Here is an 18405-nt window from a genome sequence, read left to right as displayed (position 1 = left end):
AGCGCGGCTCACCCAGAGGCTGCTCACCCAGAGGCTGCTCACCTACAGCTCCTGGAGCCGGCCATCCTCGATGTGCCAGCGACGGGTGGCCTGCACATCGGCGAGCATCCGGCGGTCGTGCGTCACGAGGAGCACCGTGCCGCCGAACGAGTCGAGCGCCTGCTCGAGCTGTTCGATCGCCGGCAGGTCGAGGTGGTTGGTCGGCTCGTCGAGGACCAGGAGGTTGACCTCGCGGGCCTGGAGCAGGGCGAGCGCGGCGCGCGTGCGCTCGCCGGGGGAGAGGGAGTCGGCGGCGCGATGGACGTGCTCGGCGCCGAGGCCGAACTTGGCCAGCAGGGTGCGGACCTCGGCATCCGGCCAGTCGGGCAGGGCGTCACTGAACGCCCGCGCGAGCGTCTGCGGCCCGAGGAACAGCCCGCGCGCCTGGTCGACCTCTCCGACCCGCACCGAGGAGCCCAGCCCGGCCGTGCCCTCGTCGACGGCCACCGTGCCGAGCAGCATGCCGAGCAGCGTGGTCTTGCCCGACCCGTTCGCGCCGGTGACGACGATCCGGTCGGCCCAGTCCACCTGCACGTCGACCGGCCCGAGGGTGAAGTCGCCACGACGGACCACCGCGCCCGCGGCCGAGGCCACGACGGTGCCGGACCGCGGGGCCGCGGCGATGGTCATCCGCAGCTCCCACTCCTTGCGGGGCTCGTCGACCTCCTCGAGCCGCTCGATCATCCGCTCGGTCTGCCGCGCCTTGGCGGCCTGCTTCTCGGCCGACTCGGCCCGGAACGCCGGGACGAACTTGTCGTTGTCGGTCTTCTTCCGCCTGGCGTTGCGGACCCCTACCGTCATCCAGTTCCGCTGCGTGACAGCGCGTTGCTCCAGTCGCGTGCGGGTGTCGGCGTACTCCTCGTAGGCCTCCCGCGCGTGCCGCCTGGCCACCTCGCGCTCGGCCAGATAGCTGTCGTAGCCGCCCTCGTAGACCGCCACCTGCTGCTGGGCGAGGTCCAGCTCGACGATGCGAGTCACGGTGCGCGCCAGGAACTCCCGGTCGTGGCTGATGATCACCGCCGGGCTGCGCAGACCCGCGACGAACTGCTCGAGCCGTGCGAGGCCGTCGAGGTCGAGGTCGTTGGTCGGCTCGTCGAGGAGCAGCACGTCGTAGCGCGAGAGCAGCAGCGCCGCGAGCCCGGCCCGAGCGGCCTGGCCACCCGACAGCGAGGTCATCGGCGTCTCGAGGTCGACCCCGAGCCCGAGCCCGGCCAGGGTCGCGGCGGCCCGCTCCTCGAGGTCCGCGCCACCGAGCGCGAGCCACGACTCGAGCGCCACGGCATACCGGTCGTCGGCGCCGGGGCCGCCCTCCCCGAGGGCGTGGGCGGCGTCGCTCATCTCCGTCTCGGCCGCGACCACGCCGGTGCGGCGCGCGATGAACCCGGCCACGGTCTCGCCGGAGCGGCGCTCGGGCTCCTGCGGCAGGTGGCCGACCGAGGCGGTGGGCGGGCTCAGCGCGACGGTGCCCTGCTCGGGCTCCAGCTCGCCGGCCAACAGGCGCAGGAGGGTGGACTTGCCGGCACCGTTGGCGCCCACGAGCCCGACGACGTCGCCGGCGCCCACCACGAGGTCGAGCCCTTCGAAGAGTGCCCTGGCGCCGTGGCCGGCGGCGAGGTCGGTGGCCTTCAGGGTTGCGCTCATGACGGGGGCGACGCTACCCGGAGTGGATCATCCGGCCCCAGCGGATATCGCGGACCCGTCCCGAGGGAGCGCGTCACGGGGTTGTGGGATGGCCGGGCGCGCGGTGGGATGAACGACATGACCACGCTGTCGCACACCGCTGGTGAGACCGACGTCCCGCTGCTCGAGCAGACCATCCCCGACAACCTCGATGCGACCGTGGCCGCGTTCGGTGAGCGCGAGGCCCTCGTCGACGTCGCCCAGGGGATCCGCTGGACGTATGCCGAGTTCGGCGCCGAGGTGGGTCGGCTCGCCCGAGCGCTGCTCGCCTCCGGGATCACCAAGGGGGAGCGGGTCGGCATCTGGGCGCCGAACTGCGCACAGTGGACGGTGGTGCAGTACGCGACCGCGAAGATCGGCGCGATCCTGGTCAACATCAACCCGAGCTACCGCACCCACGAGCTCGAGTTCGTCCTCAAGCAGGCCGGCATCTCGGCGGTCTTCCTCGCCGAGTCGTTCAAGACCAGCGACTACGTCGCGATGCTCGACGAGGTGCGGCCGAGCTGTCCGGGCGTGCGGGACTCCTACGTCTTCGGGCAGGGCTCGTGGGACGACCTCGTGGCCCGCGCCGACGAGGTCGATGCCGAGGAGGTCGCCGAGGTGCAGGCCGGGCTCGACCCCCACGACGCCATCAACATCCAGTACACGTCGGGCACCACCGGCTTCCCCAAGGGAGCGACCCTCAGCCACCGCAACATCCTCAACAACGGCTACTTCGTCGGCGAGCTCTGCCGCTACACGGAGGCCGACCGGGTCTGCATCCCCGTGCCCTTCTACCACTGCTTCGGCATGGTGATGGGCAACCTCGCGTGCACCTCCCACGGCGCCGCGATGGTCATCCCGGCACCCGGTTTCGACCCGGCCGCGACCCTCAAGGCGACGGCCGACGAGAAGTGCACGTCGCTGTACGGCGTGCCCACGATGTTCATCGCGGAGTGGGCGCTGCCCGACTTCGCGGCATACGACCTCTCCTCGGTGCGGACCGGCATCATGGCCGGATCGCCTTGCCCGGCAACGATGATGACCAAGCTCATCGACGCCGGGATCACCGAGATGACCATCTGCTACGGCATGACCGAGACGTCGCCGGTGTCCACCCAGAACCGCACCGACGACACGTTCGAGCAGAAGGTCGGCACGGTCGGCCGGGTGGGTCCACACCTGGAGATCAAGGTCGTCGACCCGTCGACGGGGGAGACCCTGCCGAGGGGCGAGGCGGGGGAGTTCTGCACCAAGGGCTACTCGGTGATGCTCGGCTACTGGGAGCAGCAGGACAAGACCGACGAGGTGCTGGTCGACGGGTGGATGCACACCGGTGACATCGCGGTGATGGACGACGACGGCTACGTGCAGATCACCGGCCGGATCAAGGACATGGTGATCCGGGGCGGGGAGAACATCTACCCGCGCGAGATCGAGGAGTTCCTCTACACCCACCCCGACATCCTCGACGCCCAGGTGATCGGGGTCCCGGACGAGAAGTACGGCGAGGAGCTGTGCGCCTGGATCCGGATGAAGGAGGGCGCCGAGCCGCTCGATGCCGCTGCGGTCCGGGCCTTTGCGACCGGCAAGCTCGCGCACTACAAGATCCCGCGCTACGTCACGATCGTCGACGAGTTCCCGATGACCGTGACCGGCAAGGTGCGCAAGGTGGAGATGCGGGAGAAGACCGTCGCCGACCTCGGCCTCGCGACCTGACCGGACGCCGGCGCGGGCGCCACAGCCGCCTGACCTCCTCTGACCTGCGCAAATACCGTCCTGTCTGGGTGGACGCAGCCGCAGACCGGGCCTACGTTGCCAGAGCCGGAGACCCGTTCCGGCCCCAACCAGGAGGGCTCATGAAACCCGTCATCTGGATCATCCTCATCATCGTCCTGCTCGTCGCCATCGCTCTCCTCGCCATGGTGGGCAGGAGCCGACAGGTCGAGGCGAGGCGCGGCGAGGCCGCCGACCTGCGCGCGGAAGCCGAGGTGCGGGAGCGGGAGCGTCTGGAGCGTGACGCCGCAGCCGCGGAAGCCCAGGCCCAGGCCGACCAGGCCCGGGCCGAGGCGGAGGCGCAACAGGCGCGCGCCGCCCAGCTCGAGACCGAGGCGCAGCGTCGTGCGGAGGACGCCGCCCAGGCCGGCGCGCAGCGCGACGAGCACCTGCGGCGGGCTGACGAGCGCGACCCCGACGTCGACGTCGTCGAGGCCGACGGTCGCACGCTCGACGCGGACAGCGAGAAGGGCGACCGCGAGGTGGCGGACGACCGCGAGGTGACCGAACCGCATACCCCTGACCGCGACGGCGACCCGGACGGCACCGAAGCCGACGACCGGCCCCGACAGGTCTGATCCGAGTCACCCCCCGTTCTGTCGGAAGCGGAACTACCGGATCTCCGGGCGTTCCGCTTCCAACAGGCGCGTCGGGGGCAGGTGAGGCAGCGCGGGGAATGGGTTGACCATGGGTGTGGTTGTACGAGATAGTTGAAATTCAAACTAGATCGGGAGTGACCATGCCTGCTGTCTCCGTCGCCGACCTCACCGTCCTGCCTCGGGTGCCCGCCGTGGCCCCGGCTGCGGTGCAGCGCAAGCTCCGCTCGGTGACCAGCGCGCCCAGCGGGTTCGAGGGCGAGGGCTTCCCGGTGAAGCGTGCCTTCGCCGGCGTCGACCTGCGCGACCTCGACCCGTTCATCCACATGGACGAGATGGGCGCCGTCGAGTACGCACCGGGTGAGCCCAAGGGCACCCCGTGGCACCCGCACCGCGGCTTCGAGACCGTCACCTACATCATCGACGGCATCTTCGACCACCAGGACTCGTTCGGCGGCGGTGGCACGATCACCGACGGCGACACCCAGTGGATGACCGCCGGGTCGGGGATCCTGCACATCGAGGCCCCGCCGGAGCACCTGGTCGTCAGTGGTGGCCTGTTCCACGGCTTCCAGCTCTGGGTGAACCTGCCGAAGGTCGACAAGCTCAAGGCGCCGGCCTACCAGGACCTGCGGTCCAGCGAGGTGGGCCTGCTCACCTCTGCCGACGGTGGCTCGCTGCTGCGCGTGATCGCCGGTGAGGTGGGTGGCGTGGCCGGCCCCGGCTCGACACACACCCCGATGGCCATGGTCCACGCGACCGTCGCCCCCGGCGGCGAGTTGACCCTGCCGTGGCGCCGGGACTTCAACGCCCTCGTCTACGTCATGAGCGGCGACGGCTTCGTGGGGCCCGACCAGACCCCGGTCGGTCCCGGCCAGCTGGCCGTGTTCGGTCCCGGCGACGCCCTCCAGCTCTCCTCGGCCCGCGCCCAGCAGGAGCGGTATGCCGCGGGCCTGGACGTCGTCGTCCTCGGCGGCCTCCCCATCCGTGAGCCCGTCGCCTGGGCCGGCCCGTTCGTGATGAACACCGAGGCCGAGGTCCGCAAGGCGTTCGAGGACTACCAGGCCGGCCGGCTCGGCCAGCCCGTCCCGCACGGCGACGTCGGCGGCGCCTCCGCCTGACCGCGCCCGCAGACGCTGCGTCTTTGATGGGTTGACCACACCAGGGTGGGGTCAACCCATCAAAGACTCGCGGCGGGTGAGGCCCCACCGGCAGCGAGGGGCTCGCTGGGAGCCGGCGCTGCGGCATACCGGTCGCGCAAGTCGCGGTAGAAGCGGCTGGTGAGGGCGTAGGTCGTCAGCGCCAGCCCGAGCAGCCCGGCGAGGACGAAGACCAGGGCGATGCCACGCGTCGGCCCGGTGCCGAACCACCCGCCGATCCAGTCGGCGCCCTGCCCGTCGGTCATGAACGGTACGAACGCGAACTGCGTCAGCGGACTGATCAGGAACGCCGTCAACGGCGACGCCGACTGCTCGACGCTCTGGGCGAACCCGAAGACCCGGCCCTGCCGCTCGTAGGGCACGACCTTCTGCAGAACGGTCTGCTCGGACGCCTCGACGTAGGGGATGAGCGCCATGTAGACGACCATCCCGACGGTCAGCCAGACGATCGAGTTGCGCATCGGGAAGACCACCGTGGTCGTCCAGAGGGCGAGGTTGATGAGCAGGATCAGCCGCACCGGGTTGGAGCTGAGACCGGTGCGCGTGATGAGGAGCCCGGCGACGATGAGCACCGCGCTGAGGGCGCCCCAGATCAGGCCCCACGCCTGCACCGACACCATCGACAGCCCGTAGGCGTCCATCAGCGCCATGAAGACGCCACCGAGGAAGTTGTTGATCGTCGAGAAGACGATCAGGGCGGGCATGCCTGGTATGCCGCGCACCACCTGCACGGTGCCGCGCAGGTCGACCTTGTGGTCGGCCCCGTCGGCGGCGTCGTCGACGGCGGACGGGATGCGGATCAGTGAGAGGTGCACCAGTGCGATGCCGAGCACCACGAGGGCCAGCACCAGGACACCGAACATCCCGCTGGCGCCGACGAGCAGGCCGCTGATCACCGAGGTGACGAGGAACGAGACCCCGGACGTGGTGCCGACCAGGCCGTTGGCGCGGTCGCGCTGGTGCTCGGGGACGAGGGCCGTGACGACGGTCGGGAGGGCGATGGTGCGCAGGTTGCCGGCGATCATGCCGGTCATCAGCAGGACCACGAACACCCAGAGCCGCACGCTGGTCGGGTCGCGGAACTCCTCGCGTGGGGTGATCAGGTAGAGCCCGAACGACGCGGCGTACAGCACCACCGAGGCGAGGGCCGACCCCTGCATGACGGCCTTCTTCGAGTGGTGGTCGACGAGGCTCCCGAACCAGATGCCGGTGAGCATCGTCGCCACGAGGAAGATCCCGGCGATCATGCCCGTCGCGAAGACCGACCGGGTCTCGAGGTAGACGAAGAACGTGATGGCGAACCACACGGTGAAGTTGATGACCGAGACGAGCAGGACGTTGGCCAGCAGCTGCACGAAGGTGGGCATGAACGGGTCGCTCCACCGCAGCCGCGCGGGGGTGCGGAACTCGGGGGGCGCGGCGTGTTCGGCCTGCCTCGGGTCGGCGGGCGGTTGGTCCGTCACTGGTCCTCCTCGGGTCATCAGTATCGACCCGCCAGTGCGCTGGAACTCATCGCCGGTTGACCTGCTTTCCTCATTACGATACGCTCCGTATCGTATTGAAAGGAGGCGGATCCATGAGCCGTCACGCCGCCCACAAGTACCCCCACGACTACCTGCACGACAACCGCCCGTATGCCGAGAGCCAGTCGGACATCGGCGGTGGCCTGTTCCTCGGAGCCGTCACGCTGATCGTCCTGATGACCCTGATCGTCGTCGGCCTCGTCTGAGCGACCCCGCCAGCAGCGCGCCCGCCGTCCACCGTGTGGACGGCGGGCGCGACTGTGCTCACATTGCCGTGCCATCGCAGCGGCTCACCCCCTAGGTTTGGCGAGGTCACGGCAGGTTTTGCACAGTCACGGCCAGCGGCGGGAGCAAGAGTGCGCATCGGAGTTCCAGCAGAGTCCAAGCCGGGTGAGACCCGGGTCGCAGCCACGCCCAAGACCGTGGGCCAGCTGATCGGCCTCGGGTACGACGTGGTGGTCGAGCGCGGCGCCGGTGCGAGGTCCTCCTTCTCCGACGACGCGTATGCCGCGGCCGGCGCCTCCGTCGTCGACGGCTCGGCGGTCGACGGCTCGGCGGTCAGTGGCTCGGCGGTCAACGGCTCAGACGCCTGGACCAGCGATGTCGTGCTGAAGGTGAACGCGCCGAGCGACGTGGAGATCGGGCGGCTGCGGCCCGGGTCGCTGCTCGCCTCGTTGGTCTCGCCCGCGCTCAACCCCGACCTGGTGGAGAAGCTCACCGCAGCTGGGGTCACCGCGCTCGCGATGGACGCGGTGCCCCGCATCTCTCGCGCGCAGTCGCTCGACGTGCTGTCGTCGATGGCCAACATCGGTGGCTACCGCGCGGTGATCGAGGCGGCCCACGAGTTCGGCTCGCTGTTCACCGGTCAGGTGACCGCGGCCGGCAAGGTCCCGCCGGCGAAGGTGCTCGTCGTGGGGGCCGGGGTCGCCGGCCTGGCGGCGATCGGCACGGCCAGCAGCCTGGGCGCGGTGGTGCGGGCGTTCGACGCCAGGTCGGAGGTCGGCGAGCAGGTCGAGTCGATGGGCGCCGAGTTCCTGCGGATCGAGGTCGAGGACGAGGGCCCGTCCGCCACCGGTTACGCCAAGGAGATGGGCGAGGACTTCAACCGCAAGGCCGCGGAGCTGTATGCCGAGCAGGCCAAGGACGTCGACATCGTCATCACCACCGCGCTCATCCCGGGCAAGCCCGCGCCACGGCTGCTGACCGAGGAGATGGTGGCGACGATGAAGCCCGGTTCGGTGGTCGTGGACCTCGCCGCCGCGAACGGTGGCAACGTCGCGGGCACCGTCGCCGACCAGGTCGTCACGACCGCGAACGGCGTGAAGCTGATCGGCTACACCGACCTGCCCGGGCGGCTACCCACCCAGGCCAGCCAGCTGTTCGGCACCAACCTGGTCAACCTCCTCAAGCTGCTCACCCCCGGCAAGGACGGTCGCGTCGTCCTCGACCTCGACGACGTCGTGCAGCGCGGCATGACGGTCTGTCGCGACGGCGAGACGTTGTGGCCACCGCCGCCCGTGCAGGTCAGCGCGGCCCCGGTCGCCGCGGTCAAGGCGGCGCCCGAGCCCAAGGCCCCCAAACCGCCGCCGGACCCGCGGCGCAAGTACGTGGGCATGGCGCTGGCCGCAGTGGTCTTCGGTGTCATCGCAGCGAACTCACCCGCGGTCTTCCTCGGCCACTTCACGGTCTTCGCGCTCGCGGTCATCGTCGGGTTCTACGTCATCTCCAACGTCGCCCACGCCCTGCACACGCCCCTCATGGCCGAGACCAACGCGATCAGCGGCATCATCCTGGTCGGCGGAGTCCTGCAGCTCGGCAGCTCCAACGCGGTGATCCAGGCCCTCGCGTTCCTCGCCACCTTGGTGGCCAGCATCAACATCTTCGGAGGGTTCGCCGTCACCGGCCGGATGCTCCAGATGTTCCGGAAGGACTGAACCGGTATGAGCGGCAACGTCACCACGAACCTCGTCCAGGCGGCATACATCATCGCCGCCGTGCTCTTCGTGCTGTCACTGGCGGGGCTCTCGAAGCACGAGAAGGCCAAGGAGGGCAACGCCTTCGGCGTCGCCGGCATGGTCCTGGCGCTGGGCGCCACCATCTGGCTGTCGGTCGACCGGGCGGCCCACCCGGCGCTCACCATCGCCCTGATCGCGGTCGCCATGGCGGTCGGTGCCGCGATCGGGTTGTGGCGGGCCCGGGTCGTCGAGATGACCCAGATGCCCGAGCTCGTCGCGATGCTGCACAGCTTCGTCGGGCTCGCGGCGGTCCTGGTCGGCTACAGCTCCTACCTCGAGTCCCGCGATGCCGGCACCGACGACAAGCTGCACCTCGTCGAGGTCTTCATCGGGGTCTTCATCGGGGCGGTGACGTTCACCGGGTCGATCGTCGCGTTCCTCAAGCTGAGCGCCCGGATCAAGTCGTCGCCGCTGATGCTCCCGGCGCGGCACTGGCTCAACCTCGCGGCGCTCGTCGTGTCGGCCGGGCTGCTGGTGTGGTTCGTGCAGTCGCACTCGGTGGTCCCGCTGCTGCTCATGACCGTCATCGCGCTGGCGTTCGGCTGGCACCTGGTGGCCTCGATCGGCGGCGGCGACATGCCCGTCGTCGTGTCGATGCTCAACAGCTACTCCGGGTGGGCCGCTGCCGCGGCGGGCTTCATGCTCGGCAACGACCTGCTCATCGTCACCGGCGCCCTCGTGGGCTCCTCCGGTGCGATCCTGTCCTACATCATGTGCAAGGCGATGAACCGGTCGTTCTTCTCCGTGATCGCAGGCGGGTTCGGCCAGGAGGTCTCGGTCGGTGACGACACCGACTACGGCGACCACCGCGAGACCATCGCCGCCGATGTCGCCGAGCTGCTGCGCGACGCCTCGACCGTCGTCATCACGCCCGGGTACGGCATGGCGGTGGCTCAGGCGCAGTATCCCGTCGCCGAGCTCACCTCACAGCTGCGCAAGAAGGGCGTCAACGTCCGGTTCGGGATCCACCCGGTCGCGGGCCGGCTGCCCGGACACATGAACGTCCTGCTCGCCGAGGCCAAGGTCCCCTACGACATCGTGCTCGAGATGGACGAGATCAACGGCGACCTCGCCAACACCGACGTCGTGCTCGTGATCGGCGCCAACGACACGGTCAACCCGTCGGCCGCCGAGGACCCGGGCAGCCCGATCGCCGGCATGCCCGTCCTCGAGGTCTGGAAGGCGCGCAACGTCGTCGTCTTCAAGCGGTCCATGGCGACCGGCTACGCGGGAGTGCAGAACCCGTTGTTCTTCAAGGAGAACAGCCAGATGCTCTTCGGCGACGCCAAGGAACGCGTCGAGGACATCATCAAGGCGTTGTAACCCCGCCACACCGCGAGTTTGAAGGATCCGCCGCGCCTGGGCCCGCCGGATCCTTCAAACTCGCCGACTCTGGCTACGCGGGAGGCGGGTGGCCCTGGTCGGCGACGACGCAGAACTCGTTGCCCTCGGGGTCGGCCATCACCTGCCACCAGGTGTCGATCGCCTCGAGCAGGTCGGTCACGGGCTTGCCGATCCGCCTGCCGCCCAACGCTTCCAGCCGGTCGACCAGGGCGGGGACGCCGAGGTCGAGGGGCGGGTGGACGTCGACGTGCATCCGGTTCTTGCCGGCCTTCTCCTCCGGCACCCGCTGCAGGATGAACACCGGTCCGGGCGGCTCACCCTCGCGCGGCCGCAGCACCTCGAACTCAGGCAGTGAGAACACCGCGTCGTAGCCGAGCGCCGCCGACCAGAACGGCACGAGCAGGGACAGGTCACGTCCGTCGAGGACGACCGAGAGTCGCATGGCTCCCACGATGCCGTATGCCGCGTGGCTACGTTCCAGATCGCGCCTCAGTCCGCGGCGCCTCAGTCCGCGGCGCCTCAGTCCGCGGCGCCTCAGTCCGCGGTGGCCCGGTCGCGGTAGGCGCTCGGCGTGGTGCCGACGAGCGCAGTGAAGTCGCGGGCGAACTGGTTCTGGTCGTACCACCCTGCGGCAGCGGCCAGGTCGGCCAGCGAGCCGTCGTACCCCGAGTCGATCGTCGCCACGGCGTCGTGCAGCCGGCGGCGGGCGACCATCCACTTCGGTCCGACCCCGACGTACTGGCGAAGCAGGCGCTGGAGGCTGCGGACCGACAGCCCGCACCGGTCGGCGAGGTCGTCCACCCGCGTCACCGACGGGTCCTGGAGGTGCTGGACCACGAGACCCACCTGCGCGTAGCCGAGGTCGGGCCCACGACCACGAGCGAGGTCCTCCACGAGGGTGCACAGTGCAGGGCAGGCCGCCCCTGCATCGAGGGGCAGGTCGGCCAGCGACGCCGAGCCCGGGACCAGCCCGTCGGCGAGCCGACTGCGATCCGTGAGCTCGGCCGCCGGGATGCCGGTGAGGGCACTGAACCCACCCGGGTGGAACTTGACGCCGACCACTCCGCCGCGCCCGCGGCATACGGCGTCGAAGCGCCGGGTGGTCACCCCCGTGACCCACACGCCCGGACCGGGCGCCCCGTCGCGGTCGACCTCGCCGCGCTCGACGGTGAGGCTCACCGAAGGATGCGGCACGATCGAGTTGACGTGCTCGACGCCCTCGGGAAGGTCCCATGTCACGGACCACACCCGCTCGACCCAGGGCGCAGCCCCGGCGGTGGGCGCGGTCTCGTCGAAGGCCACGTGGCGAGCCATCTGCTCCGGTCGCAGCACGCCCTTCGACGACGGCGTCCGGCCTGTCGTGTTTGTGCTAGCCGCCACGGGCCGAGTCTAGGAAGGTCGGGGGGAGTAGGACCACTGACGACAGCAGGAGGACGCATGACCCCCACCACCTCGAGCAGCGCACCCGCGACCCTGGCCATGACGACGATCGACTGTGCGGACCCTGAGCGGGAGGCGAGGTTCTGGGCGGCGGCCCTGGGCTGGGAGGTGGCCCACGCCGACGGCGACTACGGCATGGTGGTGAACGGTACACAGCGGATCGGGTTCGGCCGGGTCGAGGGCTGGACGGCGCCGGGGTGGCCCAACGCCTCGGGCACCAAGCAGTTCCACCTCGACCTCGCCGTCGACGACCTGGCGGCAGCCGAGGAGGCCCTGACCGGGCTGGGCGCGACCCGCGCCGAGCCGCAGCCGTCCACCGACTGGGTGGTGCTGCGGGACCCCGATGGTCACCCGTTCTGCCTCACCAAGGCAGCCAGCTGGGGCTGAGCCAGCAACCCCCCCGGCGCCTCAGGTGCTCGTCATGCTGGGCAGCTCGCCCTTCTTCGGGTTCCCCGACAGGCGACTGCTGCGGTAGCCGTAGGCGAAGTAGATCAGGAACCCGAGCGCCATCCAGACGAGGAACCGGATCCACGTCTCGACCGGCAAGGTGAGCATGAGGTAGGCGCAGATGGCTGCGGACACCCACGGCACCACGGGCGAGAACGGCACCCGGAACGGCCGCTGCAGGTCCGGACGGCGCCGACGGAGAACGGGCACCGCGAGTGAGACGAGGAAGAAGGCCGACAGCGTCCCGATGTTGATCATGAACTCGAGCTTGCCCACCGGGGTGAGGGCGGCGACCAGAGCCACGACCACCCCGACGATGACGGTGATGCGCAGCGGGGTGCCGGTGCGGTGGTTGGTCTTGCCGAGCCACGGCGGCAGCAGCCAGTCGCGCGACATCGCGAAGACCACGCGGGAGGTGCCGATCAACAGGGTCATGACGACCGTCGTCAGGCCCGCCACGGCTCCTGCGGAGATGAGCGTGGCGTAGCCGGACTTCCCGACGCTCTCGAACGCGGTGGCCAGTGAGGCCTCGGTGGACAGCTCGGTGAACGGCACCATGCCGGTCAGGACGATCGCCACGGCGCAGTAGAGGACGGTGCAGATGACGAGGGAGGCGATGATGCCGATCGGCAGGTCTCGCTTGGGGTTCTTGGCCTCCTCGGCCGTGGTCGCGACCACGTCGAAACCGATGTAGGCGAAGAACACCAACGAGGCGGCGGCGAGGATGCCGGGGATCCCGAAGTGCGACGGTGCGAAGCCGAATGCCCACTCGATCAGCGGCGACTCAAGGGAGGACTTCGCCTTGGCCGGCTGGCTCGGGGGGATGAACGGGGAGTAGTTGGCCGACTTGATGAAACCGATGCCCGCGACGATGACGAACAGGACGATGAAGACCTTCAGTGCGACCAGGGCCAGGTTGACGCGCAAGGACTCCTTGATGCCGATGCTCACCAGGATGCTCAGCACGACGACGAGCAGGAAGGCCGGGAGGTCGAACCTCGACCCGTAGGCCACGGACTCCGGGATGGCCAGGCCGAGGTGGTCGAGGAAGACGCCGAGGTAGGCCGACCAGCCTTGCGCCACCACGCTGGCGCCCAGCATCAGCTCGAGGAGCAGGTCCCAGCCGATGATCCAGGCGATGATCTCACCGAGGCTGGCGTAGGAGAACGTGTAGGCGGAGCCGCTGATGGGGATCGACGACGCGAACTCGGCGTAGCAGAGCGCGGCGAGGCCGCAGCAGACCGCGGCCACCACGAAGGACAGCACGACCGAGGGACCGGCCAGCTCCTTGGCCGCTCGCCCCGCCACGGTGAAGATGCCGGCACCGATGACGACGCCGACCCCGAAGACGGTGAGGTCGAGTGCGGTGAGCCGCTTCTTCAGCTGGTACTCGGGCTCGTCGCCGTCACGCAGGGACTGCTCGACTGACTTGGTGCGGAACATGGACATCGGCGCGCCTCCCGAGCTCGGAGCCGAGCCGCAGCGCCGCGACCCGGAGTCCAGCCAACCTAGCGCCGGTGCGGGTGCTGCGCTCCTCGGCGATCCGGCATGCGAAACGTCCGGGCCGGCCCCTGCGGGCCGACCCGGACGTCGTCGGTGCGGTGTTGCTGCGGTGCTGCTGAGGCTGAGCCGTGGGGCTCAGACCAGGTCGTAGCGGTCCAGCTCCATGACCTTCACCCAGGCCGCGACGAAGTCCGTGACGAACTTGTCGGCGGCGTCGTCGCTCGCGTAGACCTCGGCCAGCGCGCGCAGCTCGGAGTTCGATCCGAACACCAGGTCGGCGCGCGTGCCGTTCCACTTCACGGCGCCGGACGCGTCGACTGCCTCGTATGCCGCGGAGTCCGGAGCGGAGGCCCGCCAGGTGGTGTCCATGGAGAGCAGGTTGACGAAGAAGTCGTTCGTCAACCGGCCCGGCCGGTCGGTGAGCACACCGGCCGTGGACTGCTGGTGGTTGGCCCCGAGCACCCGGAGGCCGCCGACGAGGACGGTCATCTCGGGGGCGCTGAGGGTCAGCAGGTTCGCGCGGTCGACGAGCAGGAACTCCGCGGGAAGTCGCAGCCCCTTGCCGACGTAGTTGCGGAACCCGTCGGCCCGCGGCTCCATCTCGGCGAACGAGTCGACGTCGGTCTGGTCCTGGCTGGCGTCGGTGCGACCCGGGGTGAACGGCACCTCGACGTCGCGACCGCCGGCCTTGGCGGCCTGCTCCACGCCGACGCCTCCGGCCAGCACGATCAGGTCGGCGAGCGAGACCCGCTTGCCGCCGGACTGCGCACCGTTGAACGACTCCTGGATGCCCTCGAGGGTCCGCAGCACCGAGGCGAGGCGGGCCGGGTCGTTGACGTCCCAGCCGTTCTGCGGCTCGAGGCGGATGCGGGCACCGTTGGCGCCGCCGCGCTTGTCGCCGCCCCGGAACGTCGACGCCGACGCCCAGGCGGTGGAGACCAGGTCGGCCACCGAGAGGCCCGACGCCGCGATCTGCTCCTTGAGCGAGGCGACGTCGGCCGCGTCGACCAGGTCGTGGTCGACGGCGGGGATCGGGTCCTGCCAGATCTGCACCTCGCTCGGGACCTCGGGGCCGAGGTAGCGGACGACGGGGCCCATGTCGCGGTGGGTCAGCTTGAACCACGCCTTGGCGAACGCGTCCGCGAACTCCTGAGGGTTCTCGAGGAAGCGACGCGAGATCTGCTCGTAGACCGGGTCGACGCGCAGCGCCAGGTCGGTCGTGAGCATGTTGGGGGCGATCCGCGCGGAGGCGTCGTGGGCGGCCGGGACGGTGCCCTCGCCGCCGCCGTCCTTCGGCTTCCACTGGTGGGCGCCCGCCGGGCTCTTGGTGAGCTCCCACTCGAAGCCGAAGAGGTTCTCGAAGAAGTGGTTGCTCCACTGGGTGGGCGTCTGGGTCCAGGTCACCTCGAGGCCACTCGTGATGGTGTCGGCGCCCTTGCCGGTGCCGAACGAGTTGCGCCAGCCGAGGCCCAGCTCCGCGAGCTCGGCGCCCTCGGGCTCGTCACCCACGTACTTGTGGGGGTCCGCGGCACCGTGGGTCTTGCCGAAGGTGTGGCCACCCGCGATCAGTGCCACCGTCTCCTCGTCGTTCATCGCCATGCGGCGGAACGTCTCACGGATGTCGCGGGCCGCGGCCAGCGGGTCGGGCTGGCCGTTGGGGCCCTCCGGGTTGACGTAGATGAGGCCCATCTGGACCGCGGCGAGCGGGTTCTCGAGCTCGCGGTCACCGGTGTAGCGCTCGTCGCCGAGCCACTCGGTCTCCGGGCCCCAGTAGACGTCCTCGTCGGGCTCCCACACGTCCTCGCGTCCACCGGCGAAGCCGAAGGTCTGGAAGCCCATGTTCTCCAGGGCGACGTTGCCGGTGAGGACCATCAGGTCGGCCCACGACAGGCTCTGGCCGTACTTCTGCTTGACCGGCCACAGCAGGCGCCGGGCCTTGTCGAGGTTGGCGTTGTCGGGCCAGCTGTTGAGCGGGGCGAACCGCTGCTGCCCGGCACCGGCACCGCCGCGGCCGTCGCGGATCCGGTAGGTGCCGGCGCTGTGCCAGGCCATCCGGATCATGAACGGGCCGTAGTTGCCGAAGTCGGCCGGCCACCAGTCCTGCGAGGTGGTGAGGACCTCGGCGACGTCCTGCTTGACCGCCGCGAGGTCGAGGGCCTGGAACGCCTTGGCGTAGTCGAAGTCGGCACCGAGCGGGTTGGCCACCACGGGGTTCTTGGCGAGGATCCGCAGGTTGAGCCGGTCCGGCCACCAGCCGCGGTTGCTGCCGCCACCCTGGGTGGGGTGGGTCGCGGTGTGCGCGACCGGGCACTTGCCCTCGGCGGCGCTGTCCGTCGTGACCCCGTCGGCCTGCGGGTTGGTCTCCGCGGTCAGCGGCTGGTCGGGGTCCCAGCCGGCGGCATTGGCCTCGTCGGCTCGGGCGTTGGGGGTCAGGGGCTGGTCGGTGTCCGACATGTGGTTCCTTCCACGGTTGGGCGAGTGCAGGGCGATGGTCAGGTCTGGGTTGGTTGGTCAGGAGGCGGGCTGGTGCGTATGCCGCGTGGTCGCGACGGGCGCGCTCGTGGCGCTGGCGGGCGCGGTCGTCGCCCCACCGTTCGCGCAGTCGGGGCACAGGCCCCAGTAGACGACCTCGGCCTCGTCGATCACGAAGCCCTGGCTGTCGGACGCGGTGAGGCAGGGGATCTCGCCCACCGCGCACTCGACGTCGGCGATCGTGCCGCAGCCGCGGCATACGACGTGGTGGTGGTTGTCGGCGACGCGGGCCTCGTAGCGGGCCACCGATCCGGCCGGCTGGATGCGCCGCAGCAGCCCGGCTGCCGTGAGGGCGCGCAGCACGTCGTAGACGGCCTGGTGCGAGACGTCGCCGAGCCCGGCCCGGACGGCGCCGATGATGGTGTCGGTGTCGGCGTGCGGGTGGTCGTGCACCGCGGTCAGCACCGCGACCCGGGGCTTCGTCACCCGCAGCTCGGCGCCGCGCAGCACCTGCTCGAGCTCGACCGTCGTGGGCATGACCCGAGCCTGTCGCATTGTCTTGAATGAGTCAAGAAAACGTCTGGCGCGTGAGACGGTGCGGGCTCAGTCGTCCTGGTCGACGCGGCGGCGGGGGCGGAGCGGGATGGGGCCGGTGTCGGCGCTGCGGTCGCGGGCGCGCAGGTCGGGGCTGCGGTAGAGCGAACCCTGCGCTCGCGAGGTCGGGGACGTCGGCGCGGCGGGGCTGTGCCGCGGGTCGTCCCACCCGGCATACGGGTCGGGCAGGCCGCCACCCGAACGCCCCGCTCGCGACGGACCGCCGCCGCCGGACGGCGGGTCGTCCCAGCGGTCGTCCGGTCCCTCGAAGGGCAGGTCGTACGGGTCGCCGTAGTGGTCGTCGAACGGGTTGCGCTCGCCCACCCCGAAGATCTCGGAGCAGATGATGCGGTAGTGGTGGTCGGGGTCAGGCACGAAGCTGACCTTGTGCAGCGCCTGGTCCTGACCGGCGGACTCGAGCACGAACCGGCCGTAGCCGAAGATCCGCCCGGGCACCGACCGCTCGTACGCCATGTCGGTGACCTTGGTCAGCGGCATCATCGGGACCCGCCGGGTGATGAACCCGTGGAAGAGCAGCAGCCGCTTGTCGGTGGCGATGAACCAGTCGTGCCGCCAGTTGACGACCTTCCACCCGGCGCGCAGCACGAGCGCGAACCACGCCCACCACGCCAGCGTGCTGAGGAGGTTGAAGTCTGCGGCCAGCTTGGCGTCGAGCCATCCCGCGACAGCGAGCCCGGCAAGGGCGGACCCGACCGGCTCGGCGACCCTGCCCCAGTGCTGGTGCACTGCGAACACGATGCGCTCACCGTCGACGAGGTAGCGCTCGATCTCGCTACGACTGGGCGTCGGGCCCATGGGGGACTACCCGCGGCCGAGCAGGGCGTCGAAGAAGTTGCCGATGCTGCGAGCGCCGTCGACGATCATGCCCCACGACGTCCTGACGATGTCGGCTGCCTGGTCGGGAGACGTGAAGATCGCGTAGGCCGCGAAGGCGACGAGGACCCAGAGCACGATCTTCTTCACGCGCGTCATGCTCATCTCCTCGGTGGGGTCGGGACCTCTGTGGCTGAAGTCCGCACTGGATCAGGGGGTTTGTCGTGCGGTGGGCGCGCCCGTCAGGCGCACCACCGGGTCCATCCTGACCGATGCCATTGGCCGAACGGGTGAGGCGCGCCGCGCGCCCCGGCCATGCGGCATACGGTATCGGCGGTCAGACCACGCCGTAGAGGCGGTCGCCCGCATCGCCCAGGCCGGGGACGATGTAACCCTTGTCGTTGAGCCGCTCGTCGAGGGCGCCGGTGACGATCGTGATCGGGATGTCGAGGTCGGCGAGCGACTCCTCGACGTGCTTGATCCCCTCCGGGGCGGCCAGCAGGGTGACGGCGGTGATGTCGTCGGCGCCACGGTCCGCGAGGTAGCGGATGGCGTCGACGAGCGTGCCGCCGGTGGCGAGCATGGGGTCGACGACGTAGCACTGGCGTCCACTGAGGTCGTCGGGCAGCCGGTTCGCGTAGGTGATCGCCTCGAGCGTCTCCTCGTTGCGCTGCATCCCCAGGAAACCCACCTCGGCGCTCGGCAGCAGGCGCACCATCCCCTCGAGCATCCCCAGCCCGGCGCGCAGGATCGGCACGATCAGCGGCTTGGGGTTGGACAGCTTGATGCCCGTGGTCGGGGCGACCGGCGTCTCGATGTCGAACGGCTCGACCCGCACGTCGCGAGTGGCCTCGTAGGCCAGCAGCGTCACCAGCTCCTCGGCCAGCCGCCGGAAGGTCGGACTGTCCGTGCGCTTGTCGCGCAGGTAGGTCAGCTTGTGCGTGATGAGCGGGTGGTCGGCAACGTGGACGCGCATAGGCGAAACTTAGCGCGTGACCTCCAC

The 18405-nt window shown here is 70.2% G+C and carries 17 protein-coding genes; 7 read left to right on the top strand and 10 right to left on the bottom strand.

Annotated features, from left to right (window positions below):
* Positions 1–42: 42 nt before the first annotated feature.
* On the bottom strand, positions 43–1680 hold the full coding sequence (locus tag ASG95_RS19820) for an ABC-F family ATP-binding cassette domain-containing protein (protein WP_056921560.1): 1638 nt from the start codon (positions 1678–1680) through the stop codon (positions 43–45).
* A 117-nt stretch (positions 1681–1797) separates the two neighbouring features.
* Here ASG95_RS19820 and ASG95_RS19815 point away from each other — a divergent pair, with 117 nt between their 5' ends.
* The 3 genes from ASG95_RS19815 (at position 1798) to ASG95_RS19805 (ending at position 5191) form a co-directional block, all read left to right on the top strand.
* Entirely contained in the window at positions 1798–3417 is a 1620-nt protein-coding gene (locus ASG95_RS19815; RefSeq protein ID WP_200961948.1) for an AMP-binding protein, read from the top strand.
* Between the two features lie 140 nt (positions 3418–3557).
* Positions 3558–4052: a hypothetical protein gene (locus ASG95_RS19810; protein WP_057378558.1), complete on the top strand. Its 495-nt coding sequence runs from the start codon at positions 3558–3560 to the stop codon at positions 4050–4052.
* Positions 4053–4213: 161 nt separating this feature from the next.
* Positions 4214–5191: a pirin family protein gene (locus ASG95_RS19805; protein ID WP_057378557.1), complete on the top strand. Its 978-nt coding sequence runs from the start codon at positions 4214–4216 to the stop codon at positions 5189–5191.
* Positions 5192–5250: 59 nt separating this feature from the next.
* Here ASG95_RS19805 and ASG95_RS19800 read toward each other — a convergent pair whose 3' ends face one another.
* On the bottom strand, positions 5251–6693 hold the full coding sequence (locus ASG95_RS19800) for an MFS transporter (protein WP_200961947.1): 1443 nt from the start codon (positions 6691–6693) through the stop codon (positions 5251–5253).
* Between the two features lie 113 nt (positions 6694–6806).
* Between ASG95_RS19800 and ASG95_RS21530 the strand changes: the two genes are divergently transcribed.
* From ASG95_RS21530 to pntB, 3 genes are all read left to right on the top strand, one after another.
* A complete protein-coding gene (locus ASG95_RS21530) occupies positions 6807–6959 on the top strand; it encodes a hypothetical protein (RefSeq protein WP_157582305.1) in 153 nt (50 codons plus the stop codon).
* A gap of 150 nt (positions 6960–7109) precedes the next feature.
* Positions 7110–8687, top strand: coding sequence for a Re/Si-specific NAD(P)(+) transhydrogenase subunit alpha (locus tag ASG95_RS19795; RefSeq protein ID WP_056921564.1), 1578 nt, complete (start codon positions 7110–7112; stop codon positions 8685–8687).
* Between the two features lie 6 nt (positions 8688–8693).
* Positions 8694–10091 carry a Re/Si-specific NAD(P)(+) transhydrogenase subunit beta gene (pntB, locus tag ASG95_RS19790; protein WP_056921565.1) on the top strand — a complete coding sequence of 466 codons (1398 nt, stop codon included), beginning with the start codon at positions 8694–8696 and terminating at the stop codon, positions 10089–10091.
* Between the two features lie 73 nt (positions 10092–10164).
* Here pntB and ASG95_RS19785 read toward each other — a convergent pair whose 3' ends face one another.
* Together ASG95_RS19785 and ASG95_RS19780 are read right to left on the bottom strand one after the other, a co-directional pair.
* A complete protein-coding gene (locus ASG95_RS19785) occupies positions 10165–10554 on the bottom strand; it encodes a VOC family protein (protein WP_056921566.1) in 390 nt (129 codons plus the stop codon).
* Between the two features lie 92 nt (positions 10555–10646).
* On the bottom strand, positions 10647–11492 hold the full coding sequence (locus ASG95_RS19780) for a helix-turn-helix transcriptional regulator (protein ID WP_157582302.1): 846 nt from the start codon (positions 11490–11492) through the stop codon (positions 10647–10649).
* Positions 11493–11549: 57 nt separating this feature from the next.
* Here ASG95_RS19780 and ASG95_RS19775 point away from each other — a divergent pair, with 57 nt between their 5' ends.
* The gene (locus ASG95_RS19775; protein WP_056921568.1) at positions 11550–11939 is read left to right on the top strand and encodes a VOC family protein; all 390 of its coding nucleotides are present in this window, start codon (positions 11550–11552) and stop codon (positions 11937–11939) included.
* Between the two features lie 21 nt (positions 11940–11960).
* Here the strand turns inward: ASG95_RS19775 and ASG95_RS19770 are convergent, their stop codons facing one another.
* The 6 genes from ASG95_RS19770 to upp form a co-directional block, all read right to left on the bottom strand.
* Positions 11961–13448, bottom strand: coding sequence for an amino acid permease (locus ASG95_RS19770; RefSeq protein ID WP_056921569.1), 1488 nt, complete (start codon positions 13446–13448; stop codon positions 11961–11963).
* Positions 13449–13637: 189 nt separating this feature from the next.
* Positions 13638–15956: a catalase/peroxidase HPI gene (katG, locus tag ASG95_RS19765; RefSeq protein ID WP_082592922.1), complete on the bottom strand. Its 2319-nt coding sequence runs from the start codon at positions 15954–15956 to the stop codon at positions 13638–13640.
* Between the two features lie 57 nt (positions 15957–16013).
* On the bottom strand, positions 16014–16511 hold the full coding sequence (locus ASG95_RS19760; protein WP_056921811.1) for a Fur family transcriptional regulator: 498 nt from the start codon (positions 16509–16511) through the stop codon (positions 16014–16016).
* A gap of 66 nt (positions 16512–16577) precedes the next feature.
* Entirely contained in the window at positions 16578–17384 is an 807-nt protein-coding gene (locus ASG95_RS19755) for a PH domain-containing protein (RefSeq protein WP_056921570.1), read from the bottom strand.
* A gap of 6 nt (positions 17385–17390) precedes the next feature.
* Complete coding sequence (locus tag ASG95_RS21885) at positions 17391–17561, bottom strand: hypothetical protein (protein ID WP_200961228.1); 171 nt, start codon at positions 17559–17561, stop codon at positions 17391–17393.
* Positions 17562–17739: 178 nt separating this feature from the next.
* On the bottom strand, positions 17740–18378 hold the full coding sequence (gene upp, locus ASG95_RS19750; RefSeq protein WP_056921571.1) for a uracil phosphoribosyltransferase: 639 nt from the start codon (positions 18376–18378) through the stop codon (positions 17740–17742).
* Positions 18379–18405 lie beyond the last annotated feature (27 nt).

It is taken from the genome of Phycicoccus sp. Soil803, from assembly GCF_001429685.1.
Lineage (GTDB): Bacteria > Actinomycetota > Actinomycetes > Actinomycetales > Dermatophilaceae > Pedococcus.
This window is presented reverse-complemented; position numbering and strand designations above follow the sequence as displayed.